This is a genomic window from Cohnella hashimotonis (genome assembly GCF_030014955.1).
GTDB classification, from domain to species: Bacteria; Bacillota; Bacilli; order Paenibacillales; family Paenibacillaceae; genus Cohnella; species Cohnella hashimotonis.
The window spans coordinates 1,254,636-1,271,919 of the sequence record NZ_JAGRPV010000001.1; the positions used below are offsets into that span (position 1 = coordinate 1,254,636).

The following is a 17,284-nucleotide window of genomic DNA, read 5'->3' on the forward strand; positions in this document are numbered from 1 at the left end:
GGGTAGTCGGCCGGGCATTTCCTTGCTTGTGTGAAGAGCTTGAGGAGCAGGGGGAGAATCATGCGCGAAACGGATCAATTGGCGGGCGCGAAGCCGTCGATATGGCGGCTCGAAGACTTCGGCGCGCGGGCGGACTCCGGCGAGGATACGGTGTCCGCGATGCGGCGGGCGATCGCGGCGGCCGCAGGCGCCGGAGGACCGGCGTTGCTGACATGCGGGCCGGGACGATACGATTTTTATCCCGAGGAAGCCGCTCGCGTGCCTTATTTCATCACGAACACGGCCAGCGAGACAGAGAATCCGGATATCACGAAGACGATCGGCATCTATATGAAAGGCGTGCGCGATCTGACGCTGGACGGCCAGGGGGCGCTTTTCGTCTTTCACGGCAAGCAGACGATGCTCGTATTGGATGGTTGCGAACGGATCTCGATTCGTCATGTGCACATGGATTACGCGGAGCCGACGGTGACGGAGGCGATGGTGACGGGCGTCGGCGACGACTGGATCGAGCTGGAGATTCATCCGGATTCGCGATGTGTCGTTGAGGATGGCAAGCTCTATTGGATCGGAGAGGGCTGGCGCTTCCATGAAGGGCCGGTGCAGGCATACGATCCTGCGCGCGATACGACCTGGCGTATCGACAATCCGGTCGAAGCGGCGACGACGGCGGCGTTAATCGGGCCGCGAGGGGTGCGGCTGAATTTCGGAGAGGCAAGGTCTGCGGAGAAGGCATTGGCCGGGATTGAGGCAGGCTTTGTGCTGCAGTTCCGCGACGGCATTCGCGACCAGGTCGGCGCTTTCCTGCTGGACAGCCGCGATGTCGTCATGGATGGCGTTGGGATGCACTTCATGCACGGGCTCGGCATCGTGGGACAGTACAGCAAGAACTTAACTTTTGTACGGATGGCGATTGAGCCGCGTCCGGAGACGGGCAGAACCGTCGCGGCTTTTGCGGACTGCATTCATCTGATGGGCTGCCGGGGGCGGATCGAGATCGCGGACTCCAGGTTCGCCGGTGCGCACGACGATGCGATCAACGTTCACGGCACGTATTTGCAGATCGTGGGCCGGCCTGCGCCGGACACGGTCGAGGTGCGGTTTATGCATCCGCAGAGCTACGGCTTCGAGGCGTTTCGGACCGGCGACGAGATCGAGTTCGCGAGAAGCCGCTCGCTCGTGGCGTTCGGGATTGGCCGTGTCCGCTCGGTAGAGCGGGTGGACGACCGTACGCTGCGTTTGACGTTAGAGGAGCCAGCGCCGGCAGCGGCGGACGTTGAACCGGGGGATGTCGTCGAGAACGTGACCTGGACGCCGGAGGTGCGCATCGCGGGCAACCGCTTCGCCCGCATTCCGACGCGCGGCATCCTGATCACGACGCGACGCAAGGTGACGATCGAAGACAATACGTTCGAACGGATGCGGATGAGCGCCATCCTGATCGAGGGGGATGCGTCGTCCTGGTTCGAATCGGGCCCGGTGCGCGACCTGACGATCCGGAACAATCGGTTCGTCGAATGCGGCGACGCCGAATTCCCGGTGATCGCCATCACGCCGGCGGTCGACGAGCCGGACGCGGCGCGGCCGGTGCATCGCGATATTCGTATCGAAGGCAATCGTTTCGAGACGCGGGAGGCTTTGGCGCTAAAGGCGAAGGGAGCGGCAGGCGTTTCTTTTACGGACAATGAGATTCGGGCGTCGGCGGTAACCGGCGATGGCTTCGGCGCGTCGAGCGTGTCCGGCGCGTTATGTTCGTTCAGTGAGTTAAGTTCGTTCAGCGGGATCGAGGAGACGATTCGGTTGAGCGCGTGCGCGGACACGGACGTTCGGGACAACCGGTTTATCTTTTCGGAGGAGTAGATGGCAATTGCGCGGGGAAGCGCCATGCTCAAAGCGATAGTTGTCAGAAGGCATTTATTTTTGGTCGAATCCGGTATTTGGAGAGATATAGTTGTCAAATGGCATCTAATTCTTTCAAAATCCGCTTTGTGCATCATCTGCATTGAAAATAACTGCTCTTTGACACTTATCGAGAAACATCGCCTCTATATCTGAGAAATAAATGCTGAAATGCAGGTATTTCTGGGGCGGTGGGTGTGAAGGTAGAACAGGTGGTCACGATTGGGCGGCGGAAGTTAAGGTGGAGCGGATGACCACGACTTGGCGCATTTGAGAGTAGAGCAGACGGTCAATGTCGATGTGGTGGTTGTGCAGGGCGAGGGACGCTGAATGCGCGAGAGCTTCGGCATCGATTGCAATGAAGGCTCCGACATCGGATAATAGCCCTAATGCGCGTTGCGCGCTTTCTGATTCGATTGAAGTGGGGCTGCGTCTATGAAACCGACTACGATATACGATGTCGCCAGAGAGGCGGGCGTATCGATCGCCTCCGTCTCCAACGCCATCAACGGCAAAGGCAAGATCGGCAAGAAGAAACGCGAGGAAATTTTGAAGGTGATGGAACGGCTGAACTACCAGCCGAGCGTCATCGCGTCGGCGCTGACCGGCAAGAAGACGTACACGCTGGGTCTGCTCATTCCAGACGTCGCCAACCCGTTTTTCGCGGAGATCGCGCGGGCGGTCGAGGATATCGCCCATTCGGCGGGGTACAGCGTCATTACGTGCAGCACGGACAATCAGGACGAACGCGTGCTGGCGTATATCCGGTTATTGGAGCAAAAAAGCGTCGACGGCATTCTGATCGGCACCGGCGGCGGAGCGGATATTTTGGCGCAGCTCGCGGAGAAGCCGCTGCCGACGGTCACGATCGCCCGCGAGGTGCAGGGCTTGCCGGTCAGCGGCGTAGCCACCGACGACTTCCGGGGAGCGTCGCTCGCCGCCGCGCATCTGCTCGCGCTCGGCCACCGCAGGATGGCGGTGCTTGCAGAAGATTTAAAGGTGAGCAGCAGCCAGGAGCGGGTGCGGGGCTTCCGCTTCTCGTTATTCGAGGCCGGCATCCGGCTCGAAGACGGCGACATCCTCCCCTGTGCCTCCAGCATCGAAGGCGGCAAGCGAGCCACGATCGAGCTTCTGCGGCGCTCCGATCGGCCGACGGCGCTGTTCTGCAGCAATGAACTGCTTGCGGTCGGCGCGCTGCAAGCGGCCAGGGAAGCCGGTATCGCCGTACCTACCGGGCTGTCCGTCGTCGGCTACGACAACACGCTGCTCTCGACGGCGACCAACCCGCTGCTGACGACGATCGCCCAGCCGATCGAGCAGATGGTGAAGCTGGCTTTCGAGCTGCTGATCGGGAACGGGCAAGAGAGCGCCGGCCTCGTTCCCCAGCGGATCGTCATGCAGCCGGAGCTCGTCGTGCGCGAGTCGACGGCCATGCCGCAAAGGGCGGATCGCGAATAGTCATGGGCGCGGAAGATGGCCCGACCTCCCGCTTAAGGCGGCCGGCCGACTCGCCCATGCGGACGCTGCGATTGACAGTTCGACTGCCCGCTCAAGGCATCCGAAGCCATGTCGCTAATTTAGAGTTGATAACGGCGGCACTCTTTTTTTAATATTGGGTTAAGCGCTTTACCCTTTTGGCGTTTTCGTTTAAAGTAAAGGAAGTCATCTTGCGGTTGCAGGGGGAATGCGGCGGTGGCGCCAATCGAACGCGTGCATGTCATTTTTAAAACGCATCTGGATATCGGCTTCACCCACTTGGCGGAGCAAGTCATCCAGCAGTACATGGACGACTATATACCGAAGGCGATCGAACTTGCTGAACAGTTGGAAGCGGCGGGAGGCGCCGAGCGCTTCGTGTGGACGACCGGCTCCTGGCTGATCCGTCGCTTTCTGGACGAGGCGCGGCCTGAGGACAAGGCGCGCATGGAGCGCGCCATCGCGGCGGGACATATCGCCTGGCACGGCCTGCCTTTTACAACGCATACGGAACTGATGGATGCCGCGCTGTTCGACGCCGGTCTTGCGATCGGCCGCGAGCTGGACGTACGGTTCGGCAAGCGGACCGTCGCGGCCAAAATGACGGACGTCCCCGGCCATACGCTTGGCATGGTGCCGCTTATGGCGCGGTCCGGGCTGCGCTACCTGCACCTGGGCGTCAATCCGGCGTCCAAGCGGCCGGACGTGCCGCGCCTGTTCCGCTGGCAGGCCGACGACGGCTCGGAGATCATCGTCAACTACGCCGGCAATTACGGCGAAGCGGTGGAGGTCGAGGGACTCGGCGACGCGCTGCTGTTCGCCCATACCGGCGACAACTGCGGACCGCCGGATGCGGAGGAGATTCGCGCGCAGTTCAGCGATATTCAGCATCGCTATCCGGGCGCGCAGGTGCTGGCTTCGACGATGGACGCCTTCGCGCTGCAGCTTGAGACCGTACGCGACAAGCTGCCTGTCGTTCGCGAGGAGATCGGGGACACCTGGATTCACGGCGCGGGCACCGATCCGCTGAAGCTCGCCAGGCTGCGCACGCTGCAGCGGCTGCGGAGCGAGTGGCTGGCGGCCGGCCTGCTGGGCGCGGACGAGGATGCGTGCCGCACGTTGGACGATGCGCTGCTGCTCACCGCGGAGCATACGTGGGGGCTCGACGTGAAGAAGTGGCTGCCGGATTTCCGGAATTATACGAAGGCCGACTTCATGGAGGCGCGCCGCCGGGACATCGTCGATCCGCACAACCAGCCCGCGAAGTTCGCCTACATCGGCGCGTTCGCCATGGACGAATTCGACAAGCATTCGGCGGGGCTGTTCGAAGGGGAGGAGAGCGTGCGGTCGTACGCCATGATCGAGCGCTCGTGGGCGGAGCAGCGCGCGTATGCGGAGAAGGCGGCCCGGGCGCTGCCTCCGACGCTGCGGGCAGAGGCCGAGAGGGCGTTCGCCGAGCTGGCGCCGCGCCGTACGGATACGGCAGCCGGCTTCGCCGAACGACGCCCGCACGAGCGCTACAAAAGCGGCGGATTCGAGCTCTCTTTTGCGGACGACGGATCGCTCTCGCACCTGGCGGATCGCGCCGGAAAGCAGTGGATCGCCGAAGGCGAGGGCGGCGGAATCGGCGGCTACGTGTACGAGACGTTCGGCACGGACAGCTACGGTCATTATTTTCGTACGTACATGCAGAATCTGCCGGTCACCCATCCGTGGGCCGACGCCGACTTCGGCAAACCCGGCTTCGAGTTCGTCCGTCCGCTGCCGAGCTACCGGGCCTATCGGCCGACGCTGGTCGACATCAAGCATGCGGCGGATGCGTCGGGAGAACGTTACGTGCTGCGCCTGCGCATGTCCGAGGAATCGTGGACGCTGTACGGCGCGCCGCGCGAGCTGGAGCTGACATATGTTTTCGGCAGGGGCGACGGGGACGAGATCGGCCTGACGCTGCAATGGTTCGGCAAGGACGCGAACCGGCTGCCCGAGGCGAGCTGGCTCGGCTGCGGCCTCCAGGTCGGCAATCCGAACCGCTGGACGATGGATAAAATGGGCAGCGCCGTGTCGCCGCTGCAGGTCGTGCAAGGCGGCAACCGCAATCTGCATGCCGTAGGGACCGGCGTGAGCTACCGGGGCGCGGACGGCGAAGCGGACATCGTGACGCTGGACGCCGCGCTGGCGGCCCCGGGCGAGCGGCGTTTGCTCCGCTTCGATGGCACGTTCGCGCCGCTGGACGGCGGCTGGCATTTTAACCTGCACAACAACATCTGGGGCACGAACTTCCCGATGTGGTACGGGGAAGACGGGAAGTTCCGCTTCCGGCTGAAGCTGCGTTCCAATTCGATCTAATCGAACCGGGCCGGTCGAGGCTGGCATTCGAGGTTAACAGGGATTTGAGTTGGAACTAGAATTTGAGGTTGAATTAGAATTTGAGTTCGAATTAGATTTTGAGGTCGAATTAGAATCTGGAGTCGAATAGAAGATAGATGGTTGCGGAATGGCGGCGCAGCGGGATCGGATCCGATTGCGCGAGCCGTTTTTACCGCCGAAAGGATTAAGCGCTTAATCCCATTAATCGATTGGAGGACCTGGCAAATGGAAACGATCCGACTAACGATGGCGCAGGCGCTGCTCCGGTTTCTGGACGCGCAGTACATGAGCGAGGACGGCGTCGAGACGAAGTTCGTGGCGGGTGTCATGGGAATCTTCGGGCATGGCAACGTAACGGGCATCGGCGAAGCGCTCGAGCGGAGTCCGGGCAGCCTGACCTACGTGCAGGGCAAAAACGAACAGGGCATGGCCCATGCCGCGACCGCATACGCCAAGCAGAAAAACCGCAAGCAAATCTACGCCTGTACGTCCTCGATCGGACCGGGCGCGCTCAACATGGTGACGGCGGCCGGCACCGCCACCGTCAACCGGATTCCGCTGCTGCTGCTGCCGGGCGACAACTTCGCGTCCCGCCAGCCCGATCCGGTGCTGCAGCAGATCGAGGCGCCGGGCGACTACACCTTGTCCGCCACGGACTGCTTCAAGCCTGTCAGCCGCTACTGGGACCGGATCGTCCGGCCGGAGCAGCTCATGAGCGCGGCGCTGAACGCGATGCGCGTATTGACGGACCCGGCGGAGACGGGCGCCGTGACGCTCGCGCTGCCGCAGGACGTGCAGGCCGAGGCGTACGATTACCCGGCCTCCTTTTTCGCCAAGCGCGTCCATTACCGCGACCGCACCCTGCCTGCCGCCGAGGCGATCGAGCGCTGCGTTCGCCTCGCTGCCGCGGCCAAGCGGCCGCTCATCGTGGCCGGCGGCGGCGTCCGCTATTCCGGCGCGTCCGAAGCGCTCGCGGCCTTCGCGGATGCCTTCGGCATTCCGGTCGCCGAGACGCAGGCGGGACGCGGCGCCCTGCACTGGAGCCATCCGCTGAACGTTGGCGGCATCGGCGTGACGGGCGGGCTCGCGGCGAACCGGCTGGCGAAGGAGGCGGACCTGATCATCGGCATCGGCACCCGTTACTCCGACTTTACGACCGCTTCAAAGTCCGCGTTCGCCCGCGAAGGCGCAGTCTTCCTCAATATCAACGTCAGCGGCATGGACGCCGCCAAGCTGGAGGGCACGGCCTGGATCGGCGACGCGAAGGCGGCGCTCGAGGCGCTGCACGAGCGTCTGTTCGCGCTCGGCTACCGCACGGCGTACGGGGCGAATGAGATCGCCGATATCCGCGCGCTATGGAACGCCGAGATCGACCGTCTGTACGCGCTCGAGCGCGAGGACGGCCTGGCGCAGACGCGCGCGCTCGGCGTAGTTAACGAGACGATCGGCGACGAAGCCGTCATCGTCTGTGCGGCCGGCAGCCTGCCCGGCGACCTGCAGCGGCTGTGGCGGACCGGCACGCCGGACGGCTACCACCTCGAATACGGCTTTTCGTGCATGGGCTACGAGGTGAGCGGCGCCTTCGGCGCGGCGCTCGCCGCGCCGGACCGCGACGTTTACGCGTTTGTCGGCGACGGCAGCTACCTGATGCTGCACTCCGAGCTCGTCACCAGCCTGCAGGAGGGCCGCAAGTTCACGATCCTGCTGTTCGACAACCACGGCTTCCAATGTATCCACAATCTGCAGCGCGGACACGGCAGCGACGGCTTCGGCAACGAATTCCGTTACCGCGAGCCGTCTTCTTCCCGCTACACCGGCGCCTATATGCCGATGGACTTCGCGGCGCACGCCCGCAGCCTGGGGGCGGCGGCTTACAAGGCCGACTCGGCCGAGACGCTCCGCGAAGCGCTCCTTCGCGCCCGGGAAGAGTCGGTCACGACGCTCATCGAGATCGCGGTGCTGCCCGGCACGAACACGGACGGGTACGAGTCGTGGTGGAACGTAGGCGTGCCGGAGGTTTCGGCGGGCGAGCGCGTCGTCGAGGCACATGCCGCCATGAAGCGGAAGATCGGCGAAGCCAGACCTTATTAGGAGGGACTTTCAGTGAGCGATTTTCCTTGGAAAACGGGCATTCATCCGATCAACTGGGTCGGCGAGGACGTACGGGAGCATGGCGAAGATACGACCTGCGAGCAAATTTTGGACGATATCGCGGCATTGGGGCTGACCGGCACCGAGATGGGCCGCAAGTTCCCGGAGGACCGCGCGGGGCTGCGCAAGCTGCTGGACGCGCGGGGCATCCGCCTCGTCTCCCGCTGGAAATCGGTGCTGCTTAGCGATCCCGCATACCGCGAGCAAGAGCTGGCCGATTACCGGAAGCACGCCGCGTTTTTGCGCGATATGGGCAGTACGGTCATCAGCACCTGCGAAGTCGGGGGTTCGCTGCATTTCGATCCGCGGCGCACGCCGAACGAGCGCGAAGTGATCCGACTTGACGAGGACGGCTGGCGCCATCTGGCCGAAGGACTGAACGAGGCCGGACGGATCGCGCGCGAGCTCGGACTCAAGCTGACCTATCATCATCACGGCGGCACCGCGGTCGAGACGCCCGGGGAGATCGACCGGTTGATGGAAATGACCGACCCGGAAGCCGTGTTTCTGCTCTACGATACGGGGCACGCGTTATACGGCGGAGCGGACCCGCTGGCGCTGCTGCGCAAGCATTTCGACCGCATCGCCTACGTTCATCTGAAAGACGTGCGTCTGAGCGAGCTTGAGAGGGCGCGCGCGGACGGCGTCGACTTCGTCACCTGCATCCGCAGAGGCGTATTCACCGTGCCGGGCGACGGGGACATCGACTTCGGCCCGATCGTGCGGGAGCTGCGGACGCGCGGCTACGACGGCTGGGCGATGCTCGAGGGCGAGCAGGATCCGGCGGCGCATCCGCCGCGCGAGTACGCGGCAAGGGCGCTTGCTTACCTGACGGCGCTGAAGGACGAACAGGAGAAGGAGGAGCGGAGATGAGCATGGAAAACGGCCGCAGCATAAACGTAAAAACGGGCCAGGCGAGCGGGGGATTGACCTTGCCGGAAGGCCGCGACTTCGATCTGATAGCGCTCGGCCGCCTGTGCATCGATCTGAACGCGAACGAAATCAACCGTCCGATGGAGGAGACGCTCACCTTTACCAAGTATGTCGGCGGCTCTCCGGCCAATATCGCGATCGGCGCGAGCCGGCTCGGACTCCGGACGGCGTTCATCGGCAAGCTGGCGGACGACCAGATGGGCCGCTTCATCGAGGGTTATCTGCGCCGCGACGGCATCGATACGCGGGGCGTGTCGACCGACCGGACGGGCGCGGTGACCGGACTCGCTTTTACCGAGATCAAGAGCCCTTCCGACTGCAGCATCCTGATGTACCGGGACAACGTCGCGGACCTTCTGCTCTCGCCGTCCGAAGTGAGCGAGGAGCTGATCGCGCGCAGCCGGCTGCTGCTCCTGTCGGGCACGGCACTGGCCGCAAGTCCGTCCCGCGAGGCGGCGCTGCTCGCGCTGACCTATGCGCGCAGGCATGGCACCGCCGTCGCTTTCGATATCGATTACCGCCCTTATACGTGGAAGTCTCCGGAAGAGACGGCCGTTTATTACAATCTTGCCGCCGAGAAAAGCGACATCATCGTCGGCACGCGCGAGGAATTCGACAGCATGGAGCGCTTCGAGCATAACCCGGACCGCAGCGACGCGTTTACGGCGTCCAAATGGTTCGGCCATGCGGCGGGCCTCGTCATCGTCAAGCACGGCAAAGCGGGCTCCGTCGCTTATACCCGGGACGGCGGCGAGCACCGGGCCGTCTCTTATCCCGCGAATGTCATCAAGACGTTCGGCGCCGGAGATTCTTACGCAGCGGGCTTCCTGTACGGCCTGCTGTCCGGCTGGGCGGTCGACCGCAGCATGTCGTTCGGCAGCGCCGCCGCCAGCATCGTCGTCTCCAGCCACAGCTGCTCCGACGCGATGCCGACGGTGCGGCAGGTCGAGGAATATATCGCGCGCTGCGAGCGCGGAGAGATCGTCGCGAATTGACCGTCCAATCCAAATGACGCAGAAAAGAGGAATCGCATATGGCAAACACGCTAAAAAACTGGATCGCGGGCGAATGGGTCGAGGCACTGGGCGAAGGAACGGAGACGGTCGTCAATCCCGCGAACGGCGAGGTGCTGGCGCATGTCCCGCTGTCTTCGCGCGAGGACGTGGACCGCGCGGTCGCCGCAGCGGAAGCCGCCTTCAAGGAATGGAGCCGGACGCCTGTGCCGAAGCGCGCGCGCATCCTTTTCAAATACCAGCAGCTGCTGGTCGAAAACTGGGAGGAGCTCGCACGGCTCGTGACGCTCGAAAACGGCAAAAGTTACGCCGAAGCGCACGGCGAGGTGCTGCGCGGCATCGAATGCGTCGAATTCGCGGCAGGCGCGCCTTCACTCATGATGGGCAAGCAGCTGCCCGACATCGCGACAAATCTTGAATCGGGCATGTACCGTTACCCGATCGGCGTCGTAGGGGGCATCACGCCGTTCAACTTTCCGATGATGGTGCCCTGCTGGATGTTCCCGCTGGCCATCGCTTGCGGCAATGCCTTCGTGCTCAAGCCGTCGGAGCGCACGCCGCTGCTCGCGAACCGGCTCGCCGAATTGTTCCATGAGGCCGGCCTGCCGGCTGGCGTCCTGAACCTCGTGCATGGCGCGCGCGACGTGGTGAACGGCATTTTGGAGCACCCGGGCATCCGCGCGATCTCCTTCGTCGGCTCACAGCCGGTCGCCGAGTACGTATACAAGACCGGCGCCGCGCACGGCAAACGGGTCCAGGCGCTCGCGGGCGCCAAAAACCATTCGATCGTCCTGCCCGACGCCGACCTGGACCTCGCGATCAAGGAGATCGTAAGCGCGGCCTTCGGCTCGGCCGGCGAGCGCTGCATGGCCTGCGCGGTCGTCGTCGCGGTCGGCGGCATCGGCGACGAGCTCGTGCGGCGCCTGCGCGAGGCGGCCGATAAGTTGAATATTGGCGACGGCTCGAAGCCTGGCGTGTTCCTGGGACCGGTCATCCGCGATTCGCACAAGGCGCGCACGGTCGGCTATATCGAGTCCGGCGAGCGCGAGGGCGCGGAGCTGGTGCGCGACGGCCGCCAAGACGAAGCGGCCCGTGGCGAAGGCTATTTCGTCGGCCCGACGATCTTCGACCGGGTGGGCACGGACATGGCGATCTGGCGGGACGAGATTTTCGCGCCGGTGCTGTCCGTCATGCGGGCCGATACGTTGGAAGCGGCGATCGACATCGCCAATGCATCCGAGCTAGCGAACGGCGCGTGCCTGTTTACCGCGAGCGGATCGAGCGTGCGGCAATTCCGCGAAACGATCGATGCGGGCATGCTCGGCATCAATCTGGGCGTGCCGGCGCCGATGGCGTTTTTCCCCTTCTCCGGCTTCAAGAAGTCGTTCTACGGCGATCTGCATGCCAATGGCGGCGACGGCGTCGAGTTCTATACGCGCAAAAAGATGGTTACGGCGCGCTGGTAATCCATATCTACTGACGAAAGGCGATGCGGCATGAGAAAAATCAACATCGGCATCATCGGCATGGGCCGGATCGGCCGGATTCACGCGGACAACCTGCTGCGCGACCCGCAGGCGGCGCTCGTCGCGATCAGCGATCCGTACGCGGGCGAAGAGCTGCGCGAATGGGCTGCGGCCCGGGGCATCGCGATCGCGGACAGCGACGCGCTTCTCGACGACCCGGCGATCGACGCGGTATTCATCTGCTCCTCCACGGACACGCATGTCCCGTTCATCAAGCGGGCGGCGGCGAACGGCAAGCACATTTTCTGCGAAAAGCCCGTCAGCATGGATCTGTCCGCGACGGAGGAGGCGCTCGAAGCCGTCCGTATCGCGGGCGTTCAGCTGCAGGTGGGCTTCAATCGCCGGTTCGACCACAACTTCAAGCGCGTCCGCGATCATGTGCTGGAGGGATCGGCGGGCGAGCCGCACATGATCCGGATCACCTCCCGGGACCCTGCGCCGCCTCCTGCCGATTACATCAAAGTGTCGGGCGGCATCTACATGGATATGATGATCCACGACTTCGACATGGCGCGTTATCTGTCGGGCCGCGAGGTCGAGGAAGTGTTCGCGCAGGGCGCCGTGCTGGTCGATCCGGTATTCGCGGCGCACGGCGACGTAGATACCGCGATCGTCACGCTGCGCTTCGAGGGCGGCGCGCTCGGCGTCATCGACTGCAGCCGGCGGGCGGCTTACGGCTACGACCAGCGCGCGGAAGTGTTCGGTTCCGGCGGCAGCGTCGCGGCGGCCAACGACTATCCGAACACCGCGGTGGTGGCGACGAAGGAGGGAGTGCGGAGCGACAAGCCGCTCCATTTTTTCCTCGAACGCTACAATGGCGCCTATATCGAAGAAACGCGGCAATTCATCGACTGTCTGCTGAACGGAACGCCGGTGCCGGTGAGCGGCGAAGACGCCTACCGGGCCGAACGGATCGCGCTGGCGTCCAAGTTGTCGGCCAAGTATAAACGCATCGTGAAGCTGTCCGACCTGGACAGCTTGCGGGAAGGAATGTGAGCATATGTCCGAATTAATCGTGCGTCCGGCGCCCGTGCCGGATAAGGACGGACGCCTGCTGTCGGTAACGCCGGCCTCCGCGGGCTGGGACTATGTCGGTTTCGAGGCTTACAGATTGGAGCCGGGGGCGACGCTGAGTCTAGAAACCGGGGACCGGGAGTACTGCCTGGTGCTGCTGTCGGGAAAAGCGCATATCGCGACGGCGGACGGCGAGTGGAGGGACGTCGGCGGGCGAATGGACGTGTTCGAAGGCACGCCGCCCTATTCGGTCTATGTGCCGGCGGGCAACCGATTCGCCGTCGAGGCGCTGACGCCGCTCGAGCTGGCGGTGTGCGCCGCCCCCGGCGGGGAAGGCCGCGCCTCGCGCCTCATCGCGCCGGCAGACGTCGGCGCGGAGGTCCGGGGCAGTGGGTCGACGCAGCGCTATATCCACAACATTTTACCCGAATCGGAACCGGCCGACAGTCTCCTCGTCGTCGAAGTATTCACGCCGGCCGGCCACTGGTCCAGCTATCCGCCGCACAAGCACGACCGCGACGCGCTGCCGGACGAATCGCTGCTCGAGGAAACGTACTACTTCCGCGTCAAACCGGAGCAGGGCTTTGCCGTCCAGCGCGTCTACACGGACGACCGCTCGCTCGACGAGACGCTGGCCGTCGGAGACGGGCAGACGGTGCTGGTGCCGAAGGGCTATCATCCGGTGTCCGCGCCGCCCGGCTACGAGGTGTACTATCTTAACGTGATGGCGGGGCCGGAGCGCGTATGGCGGTTCCACAACGACCCGGACCATGCCTGGATCGCAAAGAAAAGCTGACGAGGTGCAGGGATGAAACTCCAATACGACAAGCCTGCGGCCGTCTGGACGGAGGCGCTGCCGCTCGGCAACGGGCGGCTCGGCGCGATGCAGTTCGGCGGTGCGGAGCGCGAGCGGATCGGGCTCAACGAAGACACGCTATGGTCCGGCTATCCGAGGGAAGTGAACAATCCGGCGGCGCTGCAGGCGCTCCCGCGGGTGCGCGAGCTCGTCCGGCAGGGCCGGTATGCAGACGCCGATCTCGCCTGCAAGGAGATGATGGGGGCGTACACGCAGTCGTACTTGCCGCTCGGCGATCTTCAACTGCGAATGGGACACGGAGATGTTTGCCGCGATTACCGGCGGTCGCTCGATCTGGGCGACGCGGTGTCACTGGTGGAATATAGCGTGGGCAACGTCCGTTATACGCGGGAGCTGTTCGCGTCGCATCCGGACCAGTCGCTCGTGCTGCGGCTGACGGCAAGCGTCCCCGGCACGATCGATCTGCATGCGACGCTGGACAGTCCGCTGCGGCATGCGGTCGGGGCCGAGGACGGGCGCCTGGTCATGCGCGGCATGGCGCCGGAGCATGTCGATCCGTCGTACTACGAGACGGATCGGCCTATCGTCTTCGCCAACGGCGACGACGCGCAGGCGATGCGGTTCGCCTGCTGCCTGCAGGCGATCGCCGAGGGAGGCTCGGTCGGCGCGGAGGCGGACGGGATTCGCGTACGCGGCGCGAACGCGGTGACGCTGATCGTCGCCGCGGCCACCGGGTTCGCGGGACCTGCGCGCGTGCCGGGCGCCGACGGCCGGGATGCGGGTGCGATCGCGCTTGCGATTGCCGGGCACGCGGCGGCTCAGCCTTACGAGAGGCTGAAGGCTGCGCATATCGTGGATTATCGTGCGCTGTTCGATCGGGTGAAGCTTGAGCTGGGCGACAAAAACGCAAACGGCGAAGGCGGCACGGAAACGAACGAGGACTCGGGGGCAATCGGGGCTGCCTCGACAGACTTGCTTGCGGATCAGCCTGCGGACTTGCCCGCAGACTTGCCCGCAGACCTGCCTCCAGACCTGCCGACGGACGAATGGCTCGCCACCTGCGGCGCGGACGATCCCCGCTTCGTCACGCTGCTTTTCGAATATGGCCGTTACCTCTTGATCGCGAGCTCGCGCCCCGGCACGCAGCCCGCAAACCTGCAGGGCATCTGGAACGCGTCGACGCGCCCGCCCTGGAGCAGCAACTGGACGCTGAACATCAACGCCCAGATGAACTACTGGCCGGCGGAAACGGCCAATCTGGCCGAATGCCATCAGCCGCTGCTCGACTTCATCGGCACGCTGTCCCGCAGCGGGCGGAGAACCGCACAGCTGCACTATGGCGCGCGAGGCTGGGTCGCCCATCACAACGCGGATATATGGGGCCACACGGCGCCGGTCGGCGACTTCGGCCACGGCGACGCGAGCTGGACGATGTGGCCGATGGGCGGCGTCTGGCTGGCCCAACATCTGTGGGAGCGCTACGCCTTCGGGCGTGACGAGAAGTATCTGCGGGATACCGCCTACCCGATCATGCGGGATGCGGCGCTGTTCGTCCTCGATTTCCTGACCGAAGACGAAGCAGGCAACCTTGTGACCAATCCGTCCACCTCGCCGGAAAATCGTTTTCTGACGTCGGACGGTCCAGCCAGCGTCTCAATGGCTTCTACGATGGACCTGTCGCTGATCTGGGACTTGTTCACCAACTGCATCGAGGCCGCGCAGGCGCTCGGCAGCGAGGGGGAATTCGCAGCGCAGCTCGCGCAGGCGAGAGAACGGCTCTACCCGCTGCGGATCGGGAAGGACGGACGGCTGCAGGAGTGGTGCGGGGAGTTCGAGGAGGAAGATCCGCATCACCGGCATACGTCCCATCTGTTCGGCGTCCATCCGGGCAGGCAGCTCACCGCGCGGGAGACGCCAGATCTGTTTGCCGCGGCGCGCAAGTCGCTGGAAATGCGCGGCGACGAGGGCACGGGCTGGAGTCTCGGCTGGAAAATCGCGTTCTGGGCCCGCTTCGGCGACGGCGACCGCGCGCTGCGGCTGCTGAAGCAGCTCACGCGGCTCGTACACGAGGACGATCGTGGCCCGCAGCACGGGGGACTGTACCCGAATCTGTTCGATGCGCATCCGCCCTTCCAGATCGACGGCAACTTCGCGGCGACCGCCGGCATCGCGGAGATGCTGGTGCAGTCGCACCAGCCGTTCATCGAACTGCTGCCTGCGTTGCCTGACGCTTGGCGCGAAGGGAGCGTCCGCGGCCTGCGGGCGCGCGGGGGCTTCGAGGTTGGCTTGCGGTGGGCAAGGGGGAGGCTGCTCGAAGCGACGATCGTATCGATGCGCGGCCTGCCTTGCGCCGTGGCCGTGCCCGGCGGCGCTTTTCTAACGGTGTCTATGGACGACGGCGCGCCATTCGATGCACATTCGTCCGCGGACGGCATCGTCCGCTTCGATACGCAGGAAGGCCGCATCTATTCGGTCAAGCTGCGTGCGGAGGCGACGCGCGAGGAAGGAGTGGCTTTTAAATGAGTGAAATAAGCGGGCGAGGACAACGGAGACGGCTCATTCTCTTTCTGGACAGCGGCGACACGATCGTCGACGAATCGACGGAGATCCGGGATGCGGACGGCATCGTCGTCAGCGCCGAGCTGATCCCCGGCGCCGACGCCATGGTGAAGACGCTGCACGAGCGGGGCTTCACGCTGGCGCTCGTCGCGGACGGCGACGCCCAGTCGTTTAAGAACGTTTACCGGCAGCACGGGCTGTACGACTATTTTGAAGCGATGATCTACTCGGAAAACATCAAGGCGGTCAAACCGAGCGCGCGCATGTTCAAAGCCGCGCTCGGCGCGCTCGAGCTCGGCGAAGAAGATTGCAGCCGCGTCGCGATGGTCGGCAACAACCTGAGCCGGGACGTCAAGGGCGCCAACGCGCTCGGCATCGCGAGCGTCCATATCGGATGGACGCCGCGCTATCCGCGCGACCCGGCCGACGAGAGCGAGCGGCCGGACTATACGATCGGCGAGCCGATTGCGTTGGTGCAGCTGGCGGAAAAGCTGGACGCGCGTCTCGCCGCGGGGCTCGGCGCCCGCCCGGACGCCTTCCCTGCCCGGGCGGCAAGTATCCTGTCCGTGCATTCGCCTGCGCATGACGGCAGCCCGACAGATGGCAACCCCGCAGACGGCAATCCCGCAGATGGCAACATCTCAGACGGCAATCCCGCAGACGGCAGTCCCGCGGACGGCAGTTCCGCGGACCTGCCCTGGCAAACGCTTGCTTCGCGCTACGCGCCGATCCTGCTGCTGGACGCGCGGGAGCCGTTTCGTCCGATCCGGGCGGGCATCACCGTATTCCGCAAAGACGGTCCCTCGCCCTCTTTTAACCGGCAGATCCTCCTGGACCCGGGACGGCATGCCTGCGTCATCGAATACGCGATTTATTGGGACTACGACATTCAGCATCTGTACGATCTGGAGCATGTCTGGATCTACGTCGGCCACCAGGGAGAAGTCGTTTCCTGCGAAGCCAGCTTTCACGGCAGGCGGCTGCTCGGGCTGAATCGCAGCCGGGACAATCTCGTCGACAGCCGTGTGCGGCTGTACGTGCAGCCGGGCAAGCACGCGATGTCGCCGATCGAGGACGCGCTGCACCTGCTCCCGGACCTGACGTCCTGCTGCATGGAGAACGCAGGGACGGGCGGTCTGCTGGAGCCCGCGATGTTCGCCGGCGAGTTCCGGGCGGGGGCGCCTGCCGATGTGGATGTTCTCGCCGAGCGGCATTTGCGGGATTTCGGCTTCATCCCGAGCTTCGACTATGCGCCTTGGTCCTGGCCGGCGGACGCGTTCGTGCGCTGGGAGGCGCTGCGCGAGGAGATTCCCGTCCGCATGCGGAGCCTGATCGCGCAAATCGCAGAGTGAACCTGGTGTCATTGTTCTTTATCCCTTTCCGACCGATTGGCGGTTTAAATACCTGCGTTTATACATGTATTATCTGCCAGCGCGCGACACTTGATGAAATGCCTGCAAATATGCAGGTAAATGCAAAGCGTAAACCCGAAATCGGGCTGATGAGGGAAAATACCTGCGTTTTTGCAT

Annotated in this window: 11 protein-coding genes; all 11 read left to right on the forward strand. The window is 64.3% G+C overall.

What is annotated here, in order from left to right; all coding sequences use genetic code 11:
• Positions 1-60: 60 nt before the first annotated feature.
• The 11 genes from KB449_RS04925 (at position 61) to KB449_RS36695 (ending at position 17,107) form a co-directional block, all read left to right on the forward strand.
• Entirely contained in the window at positions 61-1,860 is a 1,800-nt protein-coding gene (locus KB449_RS04925) for a right-handed parallel beta-helix repeat-containing protein (protein ID WP_282907300.1), read from the forward strand.
• Between the two features lie 474 nt (positions 1,861-2,334).
• A complete protein-coding gene (locus tag KB449_RS04930) occupies positions 2,335-3,357 on the forward strand; it encodes a LacI family DNA-binding transcriptional regulator (protein ID WP_282907301.1) in 1,023 nt (340 codons plus the stop codon).
• 234 nt (positions 3,358-3,591) lie between these two features.
• Positions 3,592-5,721 carry a DUF5054 domain-containing protein gene (locus KB449_RS04935; protein WP_282907302.1) on the forward strand — a complete coding sequence of 710 codons (2,130 nt, stop codon included), beginning with the start codon at positions 3,592-3,594 and terminating at the stop codon, positions 5,719-5,721.
• A 246-nt stretch (positions 5,722-5,967) separates the two neighbouring features.
• Positions 5,968-7,833 (forward strand): 3D-(3,5/4)-trihydroxycyclohexane-1,2-dione acylhydrolase (decyclizing), encoded by a 1,866-nt coding sequence (iolD, locus tag KB449_RS04940; protein ID WP_282907303.1) that lies wholly within the window; start codon positions 5,968-5,970, stop codon positions 7,831-7,833.
• Positions 7,834-7,845: 12 nt separating this feature from the next.
• Positions 7,846-8,766: a myo-inosose-2 dehydratase gene (gene iolE, locus KB449_RS04945; protein WP_282907304.1), complete on the forward strand. Its 921-nt coding sequence runs from the start codon at positions 7,846-7,848 to the stop codon at positions 8,764-8,766.
• Positions 8,767-8,768: 2 nt separating this feature from the next.
• Entirely contained in the window at positions 8,769-9,821 is a 1,053-nt protein-coding gene (gene iolC / locus KB449_RS04950; RefSeq protein WP_282912741.1) for a 5-dehydro-2-deoxygluconokinase, read from the forward strand.
• 38 nt (positions 9,822-9,859) lie between these two features.
• Entirely contained in the window at positions 9,860-11,305 is a 1,446-nt protein-coding gene (locus KB449_RS04955; protein WP_282907305.1) for a CoA-acylating methylmalonate-semialdehyde dehydrogenase, read from the forward strand.
• Between the two features lie 30 nt (positions 11,306-11,335).
• Complete coding sequence (gene iolG / locus KB449_RS04960) at positions 11,336-12,361, forward strand: inositol 2-dehydrogenase (RefSeq protein ID WP_282907306.1); 1,026 nt, start codon at positions 11,336-11,338, stop codon at positions 12,359-12,361.
• Between the two features lie 4 nt (positions 12,362-12,365).
• Positions 12,366-13,175 carry a 5-deoxy-glucuronate isomerase gene (gene iolB, locus KB449_RS04965; protein ID WP_282907307.1) on the forward strand — a complete coding sequence of 270 codons (810 nt, stop codon included), beginning with the start codon at positions 12,366-12,368 and terminating at the stop codon, positions 13,173-13,175.
• Between the two features lie 12 nt (positions 13,176-13,187).
• Positions 13,188-15,719, forward strand: coding sequence for a glycoside hydrolase family 95 protein (locus tag KB449_RS04970; protein ID WP_282907308.1), 2,532 nt, complete (start codon positions 13,188-13,190; stop codon positions 15,717-15,719).
• On the forward strand, positions 15,716-17,107 hold the full coding sequence (locus KB449_RS36695; protein ID WP_282907309.1) for an HAD family hydrolase: 1,392 nt from the start codon (positions 15,716-15,718) through the stop codon (positions 17,105-17,107). The genes KB449_RS04970 and KB449_RS36695 overlap by 4 nt, the downstream gene beginning before the upstream one ends.
• The last annotated feature ends 177 nt before the right edge of the window (positions 17,108-17,284 follow it).

Excerpts from the sequence above, each read along its gene's own strand:
- iolG (WP_282907306.1), top strand. The coding sequence starts at position 11,336 with ATGAGAAAAATCAACATCGGCATCATCGGCATGGGCCGGATCGGCCGG.
- KB449_RS04925 (WP_282907300.1), top strand. The coding sequence starts at position 61 with ATGCGCGAAACGGATCAATTGGCGGGCGCGAAGCCGTCGATATGGCGG.
- KB449_RS04930 (WP_282907301.1), top strand. The coding sequence starts at position 2,335 with ATGAAACCGACTACGATATACGATGTCGCCAGAGAGGCGGGCGTATCG.
- iolD (WP_282907303.1), top strand. The coding sequence starts at position 5,968 with ATGGAAACGATCCGACTAACGATGGCGCAGGCGCTGCTCCGGTTTCTG.
- KB449_RS04955 (WP_282907305.1), top strand. The coding sequence starts at position 9,860 with ATGGCAAACACGCTAAAAAACTGGATCGCGGGCGAATGGGTCGAGGCA.
- iolC (WP_282912741.1), top strand. The coding sequence starts at position 8,769 with ATGGAAAACGGCCGCAGCATAAACGTAAAAACGGGCCAGGCGAGCGGG.
- iolB (WP_282907307.1), top strand. The coding sequence starts at position 12,366 with ATGTCCGAATTAATCGTGCGTCCGGCGCCCGTGCCGGATAAGGACGGA.
- KB449_RS36695 (WP_282907309.1), top strand. The coding sequence starts at position 15,716 with ATGAGTGAAATAAGCGGGCGAGGACAACGGAGACGGCTCATTCTCTTT.
- KB449_RS04970 (WP_282907308.1), top strand. The coding sequence starts at position 13,188 with ATGAAACTCCAATACGACAAGCCTGCGGCCGTCTGGACGGAGGCGCTG.